This window comes from Duganella sp. (genome assembly GCF_039595735.1).
GTDB lineage: Bacteria > Pseudomonadota > Gammaproteobacteria > Burkholderiales > Burkholderiaceae_D > Rugamonas.
Window position 1 is genome coordinate 173,507 of record NZ_JBCNLB010000007.1, and the last position, 16,881, is coordinate 190,387.

14 protein-coding genes and 2 tRNA genes are annotated in these 16,881 nt (G+C 62.8%); 10 read left to right on the forward strand and 6 right to left on the reverse strand.

Going from position 1 to position 16,881, the window contains the following annotated elements; genetic code table 11:
• Positions 1 to 34 precede the first annotated feature (34 nt).
• The 8 genes from ABDW57_RS15210 (at position 35) to ahpF (ending at position 11,182) form a co-directional block, all read left to right on the forward strand.
• On the forward strand, positions 35 to 310 hold the full coding sequence (locus tag ABDW57_RS15210) for a DUF4404 family protein (protein ID WP_343731019.1): 276 nt from the start codon (positions 35 to 37) through the stop codon (positions 308 to 310).
• Between the two features lie 291 nt (positions 311 to 601).
• A complete protein-coding gene (locus tag ABDW57_RS15215; RefSeq protein WP_343731020.1) occupies positions 602 to 2,899 on the forward strand; it encodes a YgiQ family radical SAM protein in 2,298 nt (765 codons plus the stop codon).
• 152 nt (positions 2,900 to 3,051) lie between these two features.
• Positions 3,052 to 4,503, forward strand: coding sequence for an Ig-like domain-containing protein (locus tag ABDW57_RS15220; RefSeq protein ID WP_343731021.1), 1,452 nt, complete (start codon positions 3,052 to 3,054; stop codon positions 4,501 to 4,503).
• Between the two features lie 84 nt (positions 4,504 to 4,587).
• Complete coding sequence (locus ABDW57_RS15225) at positions 4,588 to 7,356, forward strand: EAL domain-containing protein (RefSeq protein ID WP_343731022.1); 2,769 nt, start codon at positions 4,588 to 4,590, stop codon at positions 7,354 to 7,356.
• A gap of 51 nt (positions 7,357 to 7,407) precedes the next feature.
• Positions 7,408 to 7,869, forward strand: coding sequence for a type II toxin-antitoxin system antitoxin SocA domain-containing protein (locus ABDW57_RS15230; RefSeq protein ID WP_343731023.1), 462 nt, complete (start codon positions 7,408 to 7,410; stop codon positions 7,867 to 7,869).
• A complete protein-coding gene (locus tag ABDW57_RS15235) occupies positions 7,823 to 8,737 on the forward strand; it encodes a hypothetical protein (protein ID WP_343731024.1) in 915 nt (304 codons plus the stop codon). The genes ABDW57_RS15230 and ABDW57_RS15235 overlap by 47 nt, the downstream gene beginning before the upstream one ends.
• 183 nt (positions 8,738 to 8,920) lie before the next feature.
• Positions 8,921 to 9,484, forward strand: a complete 564-nt coding sequence (gene ahpC / locus ABDW57_RS15240; protein WP_176646969.1) for an alkyl hydroperoxide reductase subunit C — start codon at positions 8,921 to 8,923, stop codon at positions 9,482 to 9,484.
• A 99-nt stretch (positions 9,485 to 9,583) separates the two neighbouring features.
• Positions 9,584 to 11,182 (forward strand): alkyl hydroperoxide reductase subunit F, encoded by a 1,599-nt coding sequence (gene ahpF / locus ABDW57_RS15245; RefSeq protein ID WP_343731025.1) that lies wholly within the window; start codon positions 9,584 to 9,586, stop codon positions 11,180 to 11,182.
• Between the two features lie 165 nt (positions 11,183 to 11,347).
• On the opposite strand, the gene ABDW57_RS15250 is transcribed toward ahpF, so the two are convergent.
• From ABDW57_RS15250 to ABDW57_RS15275, 6 genes are all read right to left on the reverse strand, one after another.
• Complete coding sequence (locus ABDW57_RS15250) at positions 11,348 to 12,475, reverse strand: AI-2E family transporter (protein WP_343731026.1); 1,128 nt, start codon at positions 12,473 to 12,475, stop codon at positions 11,348 to 11,350.
• Positions 12,472 to 12,954 (reverse strand): cyclic nucleotide-binding domain-containing protein, encoded by a 483-nt coding sequence (locus tag ABDW57_RS15255; protein WP_343731027.1) that lies wholly within the window; start codon positions 12,952 to 12,954, stop codon positions 12,472 to 12,474. The genes ABDW57_RS15250 and ABDW57_RS15255 overlap by 4 nt, the downstream gene beginning before the upstream one ends.
• Positions 12,955 to 13,035: 81 nt before the next feature.
• Positions 13,036 to 13,641, reverse strand: a complete 606-nt coding sequence (locus tag ABDW57_RS15260; RefSeq protein ID WP_343731028.1) for an ATP-binding cassette domain-containing protein — start codon at positions 13,639 to 13,641, stop codon at positions 13,036 to 13,038.
• Positions 13,632 to 14,813 (reverse strand): hypothetical protein, encoded by a 1,182-nt coding sequence (locus ABDW57_RS15265; protein ID WP_343731029.1) that lies wholly within the window; start codon positions 14,811 to 14,813, stop codon positions 13,632 to 13,634. The genes ABDW57_RS15260 and ABDW57_RS15265 overlap by 10 nt, the downstream gene beginning before the upstream one ends.
• A gap of 78 nt (positions 14,814 to 14,891) precedes the next feature.
• Positions 14,892 to 14,968, reverse strand: a tRNA-Asp gene (locus ABDW57_RS15270).
• Positions 14,969 to 14,989: 21 nt separating this feature from the next.
• Positions 14,990 to 15,065 (reverse strand) — tRNA-Val (locus ABDW57_RS15275).
• Positions 15,066 to 15,178: 113 nt separating this feature from the next.
• Between ABDW57_RS15275 and ABDW57_RS15280 the strand changes: the two genes are divergently transcribed.
• Both ABDW57_RS15280 and ABDW57_RS15285 read left to right on the forward strand, forming a co-directional pair.
• Positions 15,179 to 16,450 carry an MFS transporter gene (locus tag ABDW57_RS15280; protein WP_343731030.1) on the forward strand — a complete coding sequence of 424 codons (1,272 nt, stop codon included), beginning with the start codon at positions 15,179 to 15,181 and terminating at the stop codon, positions 16,448 to 16,450.
• Between the two features lie 65 nt (positions 16,451 to 16,515).
• Positions 16,516 to 16,872 carry a nuclear transport factor 2 family protein gene (locus ABDW57_RS15285; protein WP_343731031.1) on the forward strand — a complete coding sequence of 119 codons (357 nt, stop codon included), beginning with the start codon at positions 16,516 to 16,518 and terminating at the stop codon, positions 16,870 to 16,872.
• Positions 16,873 to 16,881: the final 9 nt, after the last annotated feature.

Genomic DNA, 16,881 nt, shown 5'->3' on the forward strand with positions numbered 1-16,881 from the left:
ATACTCCAATGGGCACAACGACCGAGGACTCACCATGGAAGGCAACCTGAAAGCATCGCTCAAGTCTCTGCACGCGCGGCTGGCGCAAGCCGGCCCGGTGGATGAGGAATTGCAGGAATTGCTGCTGCAGCTGGACAGCGACATCAAGGCGCTGCTGGAACGCGGCAGCGAAGCGCCCCCGGGTGAGACCACCACCTTTGGCCTGGCCGAACGCTCGCAGGAGCTGTCGGCCAAGTTTGCCGTCAAGCATCCGCAACTGGAGCCGGCCCTGCGCGAGCTGGGCACCATCCTGTCGAATATGGGGATCTGAAAACGAAAAACCCGGGGAAGCCAGGTCCCCGGGCGGCCAGTGTTACTCAAACACCGGCGATTGCTGGCAGAAGTGTGCTGCCGCCTTTCCGTTATAGCAAAGATCCCGGCCAAATCAATGTGAGACTGACATCATTTCTTGCAAGTGATTGAATAGTAAAAGAAAATTTATTTGGCGGTGAGCGTAGCGCTCGCATTTCCGGTACAATACCGCCCCATGAATCCCCCTACCAATTTATTTGCGGCCGTCCCGAAGCGGTCTGCACGCGCTCCCGTTGCGCCTTTCCTGCCGATGTCCCGTCAAGAGATGGACGATCTGGGCTGGGACGAGTGCGATGTCATCCTGGTGACCGGCGACGCCTATATCGACCACCCGAGCTTCGGCATGGCCCTGGTCGGCCGCCTGCTGGAAGCCAACGGCTACCGCGTCGGTATCATCGCCCAGCCGGACTGGCAGTCGGCCGACGCCTTCCGCGCGCTCGGCAAGCCACGCCTGTACTACGGCGTCACCGCCGGCAATATGGACTCGATGGTGAACCGCTACACCGCTGACCGCAAGCCGCGCTCGGACGACGCCTACACGCCCAACGGCGAACCGAACAAGCGCCCGGACCGCGCGGTGTCGGTGTACGCCCAGCGCTGCCGCGAAGCCTACCCCGGCACGCCGGTGGTGATCGGTTCGATTGAAGCGTCGCTGCGCCGCATCGCCCACTACGATTACTGGTCGGACAAGGTGCGCCGTTCGGTGCTGTTCGAGTCCAAGGCCGACATGCTGATCTTCGGTAACGCCGAGCGCGCGCTGGTCGACCTGACCCGCCGCATGGCCGAGGGCGAGCACATCAAGACCATCCGCGACCTGCGCGGCACCGCCTTCCTGGTGCCGGCCGGCTGGATGCCGGGCGAGGACTGGGGCGTGCACAATTCCACCCGCGTCGATACCCCGGGCAAGATCGACAAGCATGTCGATCCATACCTGATGGTGAACCCGAGCTCGCCAACCTGCGCCACCGACAACGGCGGCGACAAGCCGGCCGAGGAAGTCAATCCGGCCATGGTCGAGCCCAAGGCCGAGGTGGTCAAGCCGATCCGCATCATGAGCCGCGAAGAACGGCGCGCCATGGAACTGGAAAAACACCACAAGACCGTGGTGCGCCTGCCGTCGTTTGAAACCGTCAGCAACGATCCGGTGATGTATGCGCACGCCTCGCGCGTGTTCCACCTGGAATCGAACCCGGGCAACGCGCGCGCGCTGGTGCAGGGCCATGGCGACCGCGACGTGTGGATGAATCCGCCGCCACTGCCGCTGCAGATGGACGAGATGGACAATGTCTACGACATGAACTACGCCCGCGCGCCGCACCCCAGCTATGGCAACGCCAATATCCCGGCGTGGGAAATGATCCGTTTCTCGGTCAACATCATGCGCGGCTGCTTTGGCGGCTGCACCTTCTGCTCGATCACCGAGCACGAGGGCCGCATCATCCAGAGCCGTTCCGAGCCGTCCATCCTGCGCGAGATCGAGCACATCCGCGACAAGACCAAGGGCTTCACCGGCATTATTTCCGACCTCGGCGGCCCGACCGCAAATATGTACCGCCTGTCGTGCAAGGACAAGGAAATCGAGCAGACCTGCCGCCGCCTGTCGTGCGTATACCCGTCGATCTGCGTCAACCTGGGCACCAACCACAATCCGCTGATCAAGCTGTACCGCCGCGCCCGCGAAATCCCGGGCGTGAAGAAGATCCTGATCCAGTCGGGCCTGCGCTACGACCTGGCGGTGCGGTCGCCCGAGTACGTCAAGGAACTGGTGACCCACCACGTCGGCGGCCTGCTGAAGATCGCGCCCGAGCACACCGAAACCAATGTGCTGAGCAAGATGATGAAGCCGGGCATCGGCGCCTATGACGAGTTCAAGCAGCTGTTCGAGAAGTATTCGCTGGAAGCCGGCAAGAAGCAGTACCTGATTCCGTACTTCATCGCCGCCCACCCGGGCGCCACCGACGAGGACATGCTGAACCTGGCGCTGTGGCTGAAGAAGAACAACTTCCGCCTCGACCAGGTGCAGACCTTCATGCCCACGCCGATGGCCATGGCCAGCGCCATGTACCACTCGCGCCGCAATCCGCTGCACAAGGTGACCGACGATTCGGAGGAAGTGTTCACGCCGCGCAGCCTCAAGCAGCGCCAGGCGCACAAGGCGTTCCTGCGCTACTACGATCCAAAGAACTGGCCGATCCTGCGCGAGGCCCTGCGCAACATGGGCCGGGGCGACCTGATCGGCACCGGCGAGCGCCACCTGATCCCGCCGTACACGCCGGGCGAGGAAAACTTCAAGGCCTCGCAGGGCAAGCGCGCCATGCCGATGCTGGCCCCGGGCGCCGACAAGCGCGGCGGCAAGGGCTTGCCGATGGCGGGCACGCGCGGCAAGGCCAATGCCCTGACCGGCTCGCTGACCGCGCGCCAGTCGGTCGACACCAAGGCCAAGCCCTCGATCCTGGACACCATCAAGGTCAAGAAAGCCGCGCCGGTGGCCAAGGGCGGCAACCCCGGCCGCACGGCAGCCGCCAGCGGCGGACGCGGCCGGAAGTAAGCGAAGTTTAGATCGACGTTCTCAGGGGAAATGTTGTAAATTTCCTTATCGGCGCAAATGCGTGGATAATTCAGGTCTGCTCGTGCGATGCGCAGCTGGCGCGCAGGGTTACACTGCTCGCACCGCAGACCTTCTCTGTGAACTGGACGATCATGACAAACTTTAAATTCTCCTCCCTGCTGCTGGCGCCGCTGTTTGCCGTGCTGGCCGCCTGCGGCGGCGGCGGCGACAAGGGCAGCTCGACGCCCACCACCACCCCGACCCTGAAAAGCATCGCCCTGGCCATCCCCAGCAGCACAATTCCGATCGGCTCCAGCCAGACCATCACGGCCACCGGCACCTATTCGGACGGCAGCACCAAGGCGCTGAACGCGGCCAGCGGCCTGACCTGGACCACCAAGAGCGGCGGCGCCAGCGTGGCGCAGATCTTCAGCAGCGGCAAGGTGACCGGCGTGGCGGTCGGCACGGAAACCATCAACGCCACCCAGGAAAGCGTGGTCGGCAGCATCACCCTGACGATTACTGCGCCATGGACCGCGGTCTCGGCCGGCGGCTTCCAGACCATCGCCCGCAAGGCGGACGGCAATCTGTACGCCTGGGGCCAGAATAACTGGGGCCAGCTGGGCGACAGCAGCACCACCCCGCGCAACGCGCCCGTGCTGGTCAATGCCGGCGCTGGCACCACCGCCTGGAAGCAGGTGGCGGTGGGCGAGCAGTTCGCGGTCGGCATCCGCGCCGGCACCGGCACCACCTCCACCGGCGGCACGCTGTGGGCCTGGGGCTACAACCAGAACGGTCAGCTGGGCGTGGACGCCACCCAGCTGGTCAGCCGCTCGACCCCGACCATCATCGGCAAGGATACCGACTGGGCCTATGTGGTGGCCGGCAAGGGCCACGTGCTGGCGCTGAAGACCAACGGCACCCTGTATGCCTGGGGCCGCAATGCGAACGGCCAGCTGGGCGACGGCACCACGATCGGTAAATCGACCCCGACCAAGATCGGCACCGCCACCTGGATCGCCATCGCCGCCGGCGGCAGCCATTCACTGGGCATCCAGAAAGATGGCTCGCTGTGGACCTGGGGCGGCAACTCGGACGGTCAGCTGGGCAATGCTTCGACCGGCACCGACGTCACCGCGCCGGTCAAGATCGGCAACCTGACCTTCACGGCGGTGTCGGCCGGCGCCGCACACTCGATGGCGATCAGCGCCAACGGCGGCCTGTACGCCTGGGGCCTGAACAGCTCCGGCCAGCTGGGCAACAACGGTTCGACCTCGCTGACGGCACCGACCCAGATCGGCACCGACAACAACTGGGCGGTGGTCTCGGCCGGCGCGATCCACACCATGGCAGTGCGCACCGACGGCACGCTGTGGGGCTGGGGTTCGAATGCCGAGGGCCAGCTGGGCGACGGCCTGGGCGACGCGCTGGCGCCGGTGCAGATCGGCACCGGCAACAATTGGGTGACGGTCAGCGTTGGCACCGGTCACAGCTTTGGCCTGAAGACCGACAACACCCTGTGGGGCTGGGGCCGCAACCAGGAAGGCCAGTTGGGCAACGGCAAGAATGTGCTGTCGCCAATTCCGGTGAACGTGCCCAACTAAGCGTTTCTTTTTAGCGCAACAACGGACGGCCTGGCCGTCCGTTGCTTTTTGTACCGGCGCGATGGCATACGCTACACTAGTGCCATGGCTTTCCCCTCTTCCGCCCTTGCCCAGCTGTGTGCCGCCGCTGTCATCCTGCTGGCGGCGCTGCCGGCCATGGCGCTGGAAAAAATCACCCTGCAGCTCAAGCATGCGCACCAGTTCCAGTTTGCCGGCTATTACGCGGCGCAGGAGCTTGGCTATTACCGCGAGGCCGGGCTGGAGGTGCGCATCCTGGAAGGCACGGACGGCAACGCCCCCGAGCGCGATGTGATTGCCGGCAAGGCCGAGTATGGCACCGGCAGCAGCAGCCTGCTGCTGGCGCGCATGGCCGGCAAGCCGGTGGTGGTGCTGGGCGTGATCTTCCAGCATTCGCCGTATGCGCTGGCGATGCGTCAGACCGGCAGCGATCCCGACATCCGCCGCCTGATCGGCAAGCGGGCGATGATCGGCTCGCTGACCGACGACCTCGGCACCGCCGACGAACTGATGGCCTTCCTGACCAAGGAGGGCGTGCCGCCCAGCAGCTTCCAGCGCGTCGAGCACAGCTTCAATCCGGAAGACCTGGTCAACGGCAAGGTGGATGCCATGGCGATCTATACCACCAACGAGCCGGACACCTTCGACCGGCTGGGCTTTCCCTATGATATCTACAGCCCGCGCGCGGTCGGCATCGATTTTTACGGCGACAACCTGTTCACCAGCGAGCAGGAGATGGCCAACCACCCGGAGCGGGTGCGCGCCTTCCGCGCCGCCAGCATGCGCGGCTGGCAATGGGCGATGAGCCACCATGAAGAGGCGGCCGACCTCATCCTCAACAAGTATTCGCGCCGCGCGGACCGCCAGCATCTGTTGTACGAGGCGCGCCAGATGGTGCCGCTGGTGCAGCCAGTGCTGGTGGAAATCGGCTATATGAACCCGGACCGCTGGCAGCATATTGCCGAGGTGTATGCCAGCCTGGGCATGCTGCCCAAGCATGCCCGCTTTGATGGGTTCATGTACCAGCTCGACCCCGGGCGCGGCAATCTGCGGTGGCTGTACCGCGTGCTGGGCGCGCTGGCGCTGCTGCTGGTGCTGGGCGCGGCAATTCACTTCAGCCTGCTGGCGCGCGAGCGCAAGCGCGCGCTGGAAACCATCCGCAAGGGCGAGCAGCGCTTCCGCACCATGTTTGAAGCCTCGCCGCTGGGCATCGCGCTGATCGACTCGATCAGCTACGAATACCGCGACATCAATGCCCGTTACCAGGGAATCCTTGGCCGCTCGCAGCACGAGCTGCGCGCCCTGCGCTGGCTGGAAGTCGGCCATCCGGACGATGTGGTGCCGATCAAGGCGCAGATGGCGCTGCTGACCACCGGGCAGATCAGCAGCTTCAAGGCGCTCAGCCGCCTGTTCAAGCCGGACGGCAGCGTGGCGTGGATCGATGTCTCGGTCAACGCCATCGACACCGAGGCCGGCAGCCATCCACACCACCTGTGCATGATCGAGGATGTCACCGCCAAGAAGCAGAGCGAGGCGCTGATCTGGCAGCAAGCCAATTTCGACACGCTGACCCATCTGCCCAACCGCCGCATGTTCCTTGACCGGCTGGCGCACGACATGCTCAAGAGCCAGCGCGACCAGTCGCGCATTGCCGTGCTGTTCATCGACCTCGACCACTTCAAGGAAGTCAACGACACGCTTGGCCATCAGCAGGGCGACGTGCTGCTGGTGGATGCGGCGCGGCGCATCAGCGCCTGCGTGCGCAAGTCGGACACGGTGGCGCGGCTGGGCGGCGATGAATTCACCGTCATCCTGTGCGAGCTGGAGGCGCCCGACCATGTGGAACGCATCGCCCAGGACATCCTCAGCCGCCTGCTGCAGCCGTTTGACCTGGGGCAGGAACAGGCGTTTGTCTCGGCCAGCATCGGCATCACCCTGTACCCGGACGATGCGCTGGACGTCGACAACCTGCTCAAGCACGCCGACCAGGCCATGTATGCGGCCAAGGGCGCCGGCCGCAACCGTTACAGCTATTTCACGCCGACCCTGCAGGTGGCCGCGCTCAGCCGCATGCGCCTGACTAATGACCTGCGCGGCGCGCTCAAGGGCGAGCAGTTCGAGCTGTACTTCCAGCCGATCGTGCACCTGGCGAGCGGGGCCATCCACAAGGCCGAGGCCCTGATCCGCTGGAACCATCCGCAGCGCGGCGTGGTGAGCCCGCTGGAATTCATTCCGCTGGCGGAGTCGAGCGGGCTGATCGTGGAGATCGGCGAGTGGGTGTTCCGTGAATCGGCGTGCTGGGTGCAGCAATGGCGGCGCGACTGCCATCCGGATTTCCAGGTCAGCCTGAACCAGTCGCCGCTGGAATTCCAGCGCGAGGGCAGCTCCTACGATGGCTGGCTGCAGCACTTGCAGGCGCTGGAACTGCCGGGCCAGTCGCTGGTGGTGGAAATCACCGAGGGCCTGCTGCTCGATGCCAGCAGCGTGGTCAGCAATCGCCTGCTGCAGCTGCGCGACGCCGGCATCCAGGTGGCGCTCGATGACTTCGGCACCGGCTATTCGTCGCTGTCCTACCTGAAAAAGTTCGACATCGACTACCTGAAGATCGACCGCTCCTTCACCCGCAACCTGGCGCCGGATTCCAGCGACATGGCCTTGTCCGAGGCGATCATCGTCATGGCCCACAAGCTCGATCTGAAAGTGATTGCCGAGGGCGTGGAAACGCCCGAGCAGCGCGCCCTGCTGGCCGCCGCCGGCTGCGACTATGGCCAGGGCTACCTGTTCGCCCAACCCATGCCGGCCGCCCGGTTCGATGCATTTCTACGCAAAGCTTGATCCGGTTAAGTGATCGTATATACTGTCTAAATATACATACAAGGATAGGCCATGAGCGCCCCTCGCATGGTGGCAAAATCGATGCTCCAGAAAGCTGATGAGCTTGGTTGTCCACTTACCAATTTAAAATTACATAAGCTGCTTTATCTTGCCCATGGATTGTCGTTGGCGAAATATGGCACGCCTTTGATTGATGGTGAATTTGCCGCGTGGAAGTATGGCCCGGTCGTGGAATCGCTGTACCACGATCTCAAGATATTTGGCTCTAATCCTATTAAACCGGACAGCCAATTCATTGCTGCGTGGCCGCTGCTTGAAGAAAACTCTACGCATAACCACGTGATTCTGTCTATCCTGAAGCAGTTCGGGGCGATGTCTGCCGGCACCCTGGTCGACATCACTCATAGGGCCGACAGCCCTTGGCAGGCCGTGTTTGACGAAAGCACTCGAAGCAGAATCATTCCTGATGAAGAAATCCAAAGCTACTTCAAAAAGCACCTCAAAGCGGCTTGAAAGTGCAGCTGCTTCAGGAGATTTCCTAGATTTCGATATTTCAGAAAAGGAAGATCCTATCGCCCATGATGGCGAGGATGATGCTCCTATTTCAGAGTATGAAGAGCGATACGTTGCTTTCATCGATATCCTCGGCTTCAAGGAGCTGATTTCGGCATCCCAGCACCAAAGCGCCTTGATTGGCCCATCCTTGATTTTCAATGCCTTGGATATACGGCATTCTTCCGTGCAGGATGCGTTTCTCGCACGTGTACGGGCTAAAGATGTGGTCTCCGCTGATCTCGACTTCATGGTTCAGTCATTTTCGGACTGTGTCGTTGCTTCGTGTAAGAAGAATCCCCTGGGACTTGGACTGCTCCTGTTCTTCTGTTGGCAGATATCATCGGATTGGCTTTCTAAAAGCTTCCTGTCTCGCGGCGGCATCGCTTGCGGCAAACCGCTTCATAAACCAAACAAAGGCGGGGCGTCCGTTCTTTTTGGGCTGGCATTCATCCAGGCATACAAATTGGAAAGTGAAGTAGCTGACTATCCTCGTATTATTTCAAAAGAGGTGAGAGCAGCCCATGCTGCACTTGAAGTGTCTCATTTTCCAGCCAACTCCCACTGCAAGGAAGTCATCCAAGCGCTGGTGACCCGCTTTCCAGATGGCCCTACGGGAATCGACATCTTTGCTCACTTGCGCGACAGTGGATTCGATAGAAGTACCCAAAGCTATCAAGACGATGCGGCCCAGTACCATCGTGCCTTGACCTCACACCTGTCCAACGCATCGGATATGCCTCATTTTTATCGCAAGGTGCTCTGGCAAGTTGACCGTTTCAATACGGCCATTTTACGTACGACTTATGCTGACAAGCATATCGAATAGCTAGCCCGTCCCGTCCCATCGATCGCGTGGTGCTCTTTGTCAAAGAGCGAGGGATAATGCTATCCCGTTTGCAGCATCGATAGTCAAATCCAATTGAAACTATTGGAACAATCAATTTTGCAAATAGGGTAAAAGCCCTTAAACTGGCGTCTCAATGATTCACAACCCAACGAGGAAACCACAATGTCCCTGATCAATACCCAAATCAAACCATTCAAGGCAACCGCATACCACGCAGGCAAATTCATCGACCTGAGCGAAGAGTCCCTGAAAGGCAAGTGGTCCGTTCTGATGTTCTACCCAGCCGACTTCACCTTCGTGTGCCCAACCGAACTGGAAGACCTGGCCGAGCAACAACCTGAATTCGCCAAGCTGGGCGTGGACGTGTACGGCGTATCGACCGACACCCACTTCGCCCACAAAGCATGGCACGACACCTCGGATGCCATCAAGAAAGTGAACTACCCGCTGATCGGCGACCCAACCGGCACCCTGTCGCGTAACTTCGAAGTGATGATCGAAGAAGAAGGCCTGGCGCTGCGCGGCACCTTCGTGATCAATCCCGAAGGCTTCATCAAAGTGATGGAAGTGCACGACAACGGCATCGGCCGCGACGCCACCGAACTGCTGCGCAAAGTGAAAGCCGCCAAGTACGTTGCCGAGCACCCAGGCCAGGTATGCCCAGCCAAATGGACCGAGGGTGCAGCTACCCTGACCCCATCGCTGGATCTGGTCGGCAAGATCTAAGTCTTGAACGACACTGCAGCAAACAAGTAGTTACCGCGATGCCGGACCGGGCGTCCGGCCCGGCATACGCCTAAATATTTGTGAAAAGGAAGAAAAATCATGTTGGACGCTACCCTCAAAACCCAGTTGAAAGCCTACCTGGAAAAGGTGGTACAGCCGATTGAGCTGGTCGCTGCGCTCGATGACAGCGCCAAGGCCCGTGAGATGAAAGAACTGCTCCTCGAAATTGCCGAGTTGAGCGACAAGATCTCGCTGGTGGAGCGCACCGAAGCCGGCGTGCGTACCCCGTCGTTCAGCATCAACCGTGCAGGCACCGATATTGGCGTGCGTTTCGCCGCCATTCCGATGGGCCACGAATTCACCTCGCTGGTGCTGGCGCTGCTGCAAGTCGGCGGCCACACCATCAAATTTGACGAAGCCGTGATCGAGCAGATCCGCAACCTGGACGGCGATTACGAGTTCGAAACCTTCATGTCGCTGACCTGCCACAACTGCCCGGACGTGGTGCAGGCGCTGAACGCCATGTCGGTGATTAATCCGCGCATCAAGGTCACCACCATCGACGGCGGCCTGTTCGCCAAGGAAGTGGAAGAGCGCCAGATCCTGGCCGTGCCGATGATGTTCCTGAATGGTCAGCATTTCGGCCAGGGCCGCACCTCGGTCGAGGAAATCCTCGCCAAGCTGGACACCAATGCCAGCGTGCGCGCCGCCGCTGAGCTGAGCAAGAAAGAGGTGTTTGATGTGCTGGTGGTCGGCGGCGGTCCTGCCGGCGCGGCCGCGGCCATCTACGCCGCCCGCAAAGGCATCCGCACCGGCGTGCTGGCCGAGCGTTTCGGCGGCCAGGTGCTGGACACCCTGGCGATCGAAAACTTCATTTCGGTGAAAGAGACCGAAGGGCCGAAGTTTGCCGTCGCGCTGGAACAGCACGTCAAGGAATACGAGGTCGACATCATGAACACCCAGCGCGCCAGCAAGCTGGTGCCGGTGGGTAAAGTGGTGGAAGTGCAGACCGCTTCCGGCGCCGTGCTGAAAGCCAAGTCGGTGATTCTGGCGACTGGCGCCCGCTGGCGCGAAATCAACGTGCCGGGCGAGAAGGAATACCGCAACCACGGTGTGGCTTACTGCCCGCACTGCGACGGTCCGCTGTTCAAGGGCAAGCGCGTGTCGGTGATCGGCGGCGGCAACTCCGGCGTGGAAGCGGCGATCGACCTGGCCGGCCTGGTCAATCACGTGACGCTGATTGAATTCGGCGCTGAACTGCGCGCTGACGCGGTGCTGCAGCGCAAGCTGCGCAGCCTGCCGAACGTGACCGTGATTACCTCGGCCCAAACCACCGAAATCCACGGCGACGGCAAGAAAGTGACCGGCCTGAGCTACACCGACCGCAACACCAACGTGGCGCACAAAGTGGAACTGGAAGGCGTGTTCGTGCAGATCGGCCTGGTGCCGAACACCGAGTGGCTGAAAGGCACGGTGGCCCTGTCGCGCCACGGCGAGATCGAAGTTGACGCACGCGGCCAGACCTCGCTGCCGGGCGTGTTTGCGGCCGGCGACGTGACCACGGTGCCGTACAAGCAGATCATCATCGCCACCGGCGAAGGCGCCAAGGCCGCCCTGTCGGCCTTCGACCACTTGATCCGTTCGGACGATGCGGACGTGGTGGAAGAGTCGGCAGACAAGCACGCCATGACGGCGTAATGCAAATAAAAACGGGAGCCTCGGCTCCCGTTTTTATTTCCGCGGCGGCTGCGTTCAATGCGGCCGGCATTTCTTCGCTGGTGAACTGTGCGCTGGGCCAGTCGTCGAAGAGCCTCTTGGGTCTCTCGGCTTACCGGCTGTCTCTGTTCTCTGCCCGCCCGGACGTCAGGAGGTCAGGTCATAGCTGGCTTGTTTGGCGCGCAGTTCCATGGCGTTGCGGTGGCGCGCGCGCAGCCGCGGGTCGGTGATCAGGCGGCCGAGCGTTTCGCCGACCACCATCACCACGCCCAGCAGCGGCAGCACCAGCATCAGGCCTGCCACGCCGGCCACCGAGCCGCCGATGAAGATCATCAGCACGGTGATCAAGGGGTGGATGTGCAGGCTGCGGCCCAGAGTCAGCGGCATGAAGACGAAGTCGTCCAGCAGGCGCACCAGGATGAACACGCCGATCGCCAGGTAGGCCACCGAGGGATTGGCCGGCGCATCGGTGGAGGCCACCATCACCACCAGCACGCAGCCGACGATCGAACCCACGTAAGGCACCCACGCCAGCACGGCGGAGATCAGACCCAAGGTCAGCGGCGAGGAGACGCCGATCGCCCACAGGCCGAACGCCAGCACCACCGTGTCGAGCATGGTCAGCCGGATCAGGCCCTGGAAGTAGCGGTGCGCGGTCTGGTCGACTTCGTGCAGCAGACACAGCGTGCGTTCAAAAAAGGCGTTCGGCACGGCGCGCGCCAGAAACTTTTTGAAGCGCAGGCCGTCGCGCAAAAAGAAGAAGGTCAGGAACGGCGCCAGCAGCAGCGACGGCAGCCATTCCAGCACCGACACCAGAATATCGGTCAGGTGCGACTGCAGGAAGTCGCCGGTGAATTCGGTCATGCGCTGGTTGATGGTGTCGGCCAGCTGTACCTGGCGCAGGATGGGGAACTGCTCCTCCAGCGCCACCAGCGTATGGCGCACGAATTCCAGCCCGCCCGCCAGGTAGATGCCCAGCATGTCCTGCCACGAGGCATCGGGCGAGGATTTCCAGAACACGGCCGCCATCACCGCCAGCGCGACGATCAGCGCGAACACGGCGCACACCACCAGCGTGGCGCCGTTCTGGCTGAAGCCCATGCGGATCAGGCGCTGCGCCGGCGGTTGCAGGATGTAGTACAGCACAATGCCCAGCAGGAAGGGAATCGCCAGGAACAGCATTTGCTGCAGCAGGAACAGCAGCACGCAGGTGGCGGCGATGATGCCGCTCCAGACCACCGGCCCGCCGCGTTGTTGGGAGGGCAGCAGATTCATAGCGCCTCGATTTGCGGCTTGCCGGTCATCCAGTCGCGCAGGCGGCGGCCGATGTGGCGCGCCAGGGCCAGCGAGATTTTGTAGCCGATCACGGGGTCGGTATCCATCAGGCCCATGAAGTCGGCGCGGAAGAACACGGCCAGTTCGCAGTTGTCCAGCGCGCGCGTCTGCGCGTTGCGCGGCGAGTTGTCCAGCAGCGCCAGGTCGCCAAAGAAGGAGCCAGCCGACAGTTCGGCCACCACTTCGCGTCCCGCGCCCAGCTGGCGGCTGATGATGACGCGGCCCGACATGACCAGATACAGGGCCTGGCCTTCCTCGCCTTCGTCGAAGATGATTTCGTCGGCCAGGTAGCGGCGTTCATGCATCAGACCGTCGACGATTTTCAGTTCGAGCGGCGTCAGCGACGAGAACAGGGCCGATTCTTTCAGGCGCAGCAAACGCGGCGACAGCTCGGGCGATTTGAGGAAACCGAAAATCAAGGGAACTCCAGGGGCGAGAACAGGGTGTGACTGTTATTGTCGCCGGTTTTGCCCTCCAGCTGCATATTTGTTGCTAAGAAATCACAGTTGCAATGTGCTTACCAGTGGCAGGCTGGGATCGAGGTGGCTGGTCAGCAGGATGCACTGGCGCGCCAGCCGTTCCGGCGCCGCCAGTTGCTGGCGCAGGTAGGCTACCGCATCGGCATCGAGGCCGTTGAAGGGTTCGTCGATCAGCAGCAGGCCAACCGGCAGCGACAGGGCCAGCGACAGCTGCATTTTCTTGTGCTGGCCGAGCGAGAGCGTGGTGACCGGCTGGTCCAGCGTGGGCAGCAGGTGGAAGGCCTGCAGTTCGGCGTTCAGGCGTTCGGGATCGGCGCCGGCATACAGGGCGACATGCATGTCCAGCACTTCGCGCACGGTCAGCCATGGTAGTTGCGGGGTGTCGCCGCCGCAGTAGTAGCAGCGCAGGCGGTAGGTCAGCGGCTGGGTGTGGATTTCGATGTCGTCCAGCCAGATCTTGCCGCTGTGCGCAGTGAGCGCGCCGCCGATCAGTTTCAGCAGCGTGGTCTTGCCGGCGCCGTTTTCACCGCGCAGCCAGGTGATGCCATTGCCCAGCGTGAGGTTGAACTGGTTGAACAGCGGGTGGCTGGCGTATTCAAAGGTGAGTTGTTCGATTCTTAGTTCCATAATTCGCTTCCTATGGCGGTCAGGATGACGATGGCGCCGATCACCAGGCCCACGCGGCCGCGCACGCTCAGGCGGCGCAGGGCGACCACCGCCAGTTGGGCGATGGCGGCAAAACAGAGCCAGACGGCGGCGACGGTGTGGCTGTAGCCTGCGGCTGCGCGGCCCAGCGTCAGCAGGGTGAACCAGCCCAGCACGCACAGGCCGGGCAGCAGGGTGAAGCCGATGGCCAGGCGGTAGAGGTGCGTGGTGTGCATCGGCCACTGTGCGGCGATCGGGCGCAGCAGGGTGATTTGTTCGCTGACGGCTTTGTCGCCGCGGTCGGTCAGCAGCATGGTAAACAGGGCGGCGCAGGCACCCCACAGCGCAGGCGGCACTACCGGCGGATGCCAGAGCCAGACGGCGATGCTGCCCAGCGCGCCCGCCAGCAGCAGCGTTTGTTGAACGCCAATGACGTTCTCCGCGCGCCAGAACGGCAGCCAGAAAAGCTGCTTCCAGTAGTAAGCCAGCGCGAGATGGGGACGCGATGCGGCCGCGCGCAGGGGCGTGGTCGCGGCGGCGGAGGGCGCGGCGCTGGCGATCGCGGCCACACCAGCAGCGCGGCGCGCGGCGGTGGCGGGGACATAGGTGCTTGGTGCGGGGCGGCGCGAAGCGGGTTTGCGGGCGGCAGGAAGGTGGGCGCGGTGGGCCAGTGTCAGCGTGGAGAGCAGCCAGGCCAGCAGCAGGGAGGCGACAGTCAGCGCCACGGCTTGCGCGGCGACAGGGCGCAGCCAGTCGGGCCATTGGTACAGCCAGATGGCGGCAGAGATGGCGTAAGCAACGCTCAGCGGACCGACGATCATGCCGGCCACCGCCGCGTCGGCGGCCCACTTGCTGCGCGGCGACACCGGCAGCGGACGGCTCCACGCCAGCACGGCCGCCGGGTGCAGGCGCTTGCGCAGCAGCCATACCGGCAAGCTGCCCAGCAAGGTCTGGCCGGCGAACAGGCCGAGTGCTTCAGGCCAAGGCTGCGTGGCGGCAAACATGCCGGGCAGGGCGATCATCGCCAGCAAGCCGACCAGCACCGTGCCGAAGCCCAGCAAAATATATTCAAGCGAACTTTGGAAACTGCGCGCAAATTGCAGCAGCGCATGGCGCGCCAGCCGGAGCCGGAAGTGGAGATAGGAATGTTTCATTGCCAATCAGCTTACAGCAACATTCTGAGGCGGAAATGAAAAAGGCCCGATGCGAACATCGGGCCTTCCTCGGAATATTGGCGGAGCGGACGGGGCTCGAACCCGCGACCCCCGGCGTGACAGGCCGGTATTCTAACCAACTGAACTACCGCTCCAATTCGTTTTTATAAGTTATCTGGTGGGTGCTGAGAGGGTCGAACTCCCGACCTACGCCTTGTAAGGGCGCCGCTCTACCAACTGAGCTAAGCACCCAGAAAACTTATCAGCGTTTGTCACAACTGCTGAACGAGGCCGTATTCTATAGGAGGCAGATTCACTTCCGCAAGGGTTTTTGAAAATAATTTAGAAAATTGTTTGACACACCGATGAATGACAACCTTGACCTTTTGTACAAACGCGTCAGCTGGCGGCTGATGCCTTTCCTGTTCCTGTGCTTCGTGGCGGCCTACCTGGACCGCGTGAACGTCGGCTTCGCCAAACTGCAGATGCAGGCCGACCTGCAGTTCAGCGATGCCGTCTACGGCGTGGGCGCTGGCATCTTTTTCATCGGCTACTTCATTTTCGAGGTGCCCTCGAATCTGTTGATGACGCGTGCCGGCGCGCGCATCTGGATTGCCCGCATCATGATCAGCTGGGGCCTGATTTCCTCGGCACTGATGTTCACCAACAGCGTGGCCACGTTCTACGTGCTGCGCTTTTTGCTGGGCGCGGCCGAGGCCGGCTTTTTCCCCGGCATCATCCTGTACCTCACCTACTGGTATCCGGCCCGGCGCCGCGCGCGCATGGTGGCGCTGTTCATGAGCGGCGTGGCGGTGGCCGGCGTGGTTGGCGGGCCGCTGTCCGGCTGGATCATGAAGGCCTTCGCCGGCCTCAATGGCTGGAACGGCTGGCAGTGGTTGTTCCTGCTGGAAGGCTTGCCCTCGGTACTGCTGGGCGTGTGGACCCTGTTCTATCTCGATGACGGCATCCGCGCCGCGCGCTGGCTGAGCGAAGCGGACAAACAGGCGCTGCAGCGCGATATCGCCGCCGATCGCATCCAGCAACACCACCTGCCGCTGGCGCAGCTGTTCCGCAGCGGCACGGTGTGGCTGCTGGCGCTGGTCTACTTTTTGTGCGTGATGGGCTTGTACGGCGTCAGCTTCTGGCTGCCGCAGCTGATCAAGAACAGCGGCGTCAAGGACTTGTTCGATATCGGCCTGCTGTCGGCCATACCGTACCTGGTTGCGGCGGTCACCATGGTGCTGGCCGCGCGCCACTCCGACCGCAGCGGCGAGCGCCGCTGGCACACCGCCTGCGCCGCGCTGGCTGGCGCACTGGGTCTGGTGGCCGCCACCGTCTACAGCGACAACACCGCGATCGCGCTGGCGGCACTGAGCGTGGCCACCGCGGGCATCCTCAGCACCTTCCCGATTTTCTGGAGCCTGCCGACCGCGCTGCTGGGCGGCACGGCGGCGGCGGCCGGCATTGCGATGATCAACTCGATCGGCAACCTGGCCGGCTTCGTGGCGCCGTATCTGGTGGGCGCGATTCGCGACGCCACCAGCAGCACCGCCGCCGGCATTTACCTGATCGCCGCCAGCCTGCTGGCCGGCGCGGTGCTGGTGGTGACGGCGGTGCGGCGATTACCTGGGACGTAATCGCCGCCATCGAGGGATCTCCGCACAATGAGGCTTCCTAACCACCTCAAGCAAAGGAGATCATCATGAGCAACCCAGCCAACATCGCCACCCAGTACCTGGCTGTCTGGAACGAGCGCGACGCCGCCGCCCGCCGCGCGCTGGTGGCCCGCACCTTCAGTCTGGACGCCGACTATCTCGATCCGATGATGCGCGGCAGCGGTCATGACGGCATCGACGCCATGATCGCCGGCGCGCAAAGCCACTTCCCGGGCCATCGCTTTGCGTTGCATGGCACGCCGGACGGCCACAACGACGTGGTGCGCTTCTCGTGGACGCTGGCCGCCCCCGACGGCAAGCCGGTGGCCTACGGCACTGACGTGGCGCGGGTGGCGGCCGACGGCCGGCTGGCCAGCGTGACCGGCTTCCTCAACGCGGCGTGATAGATTACG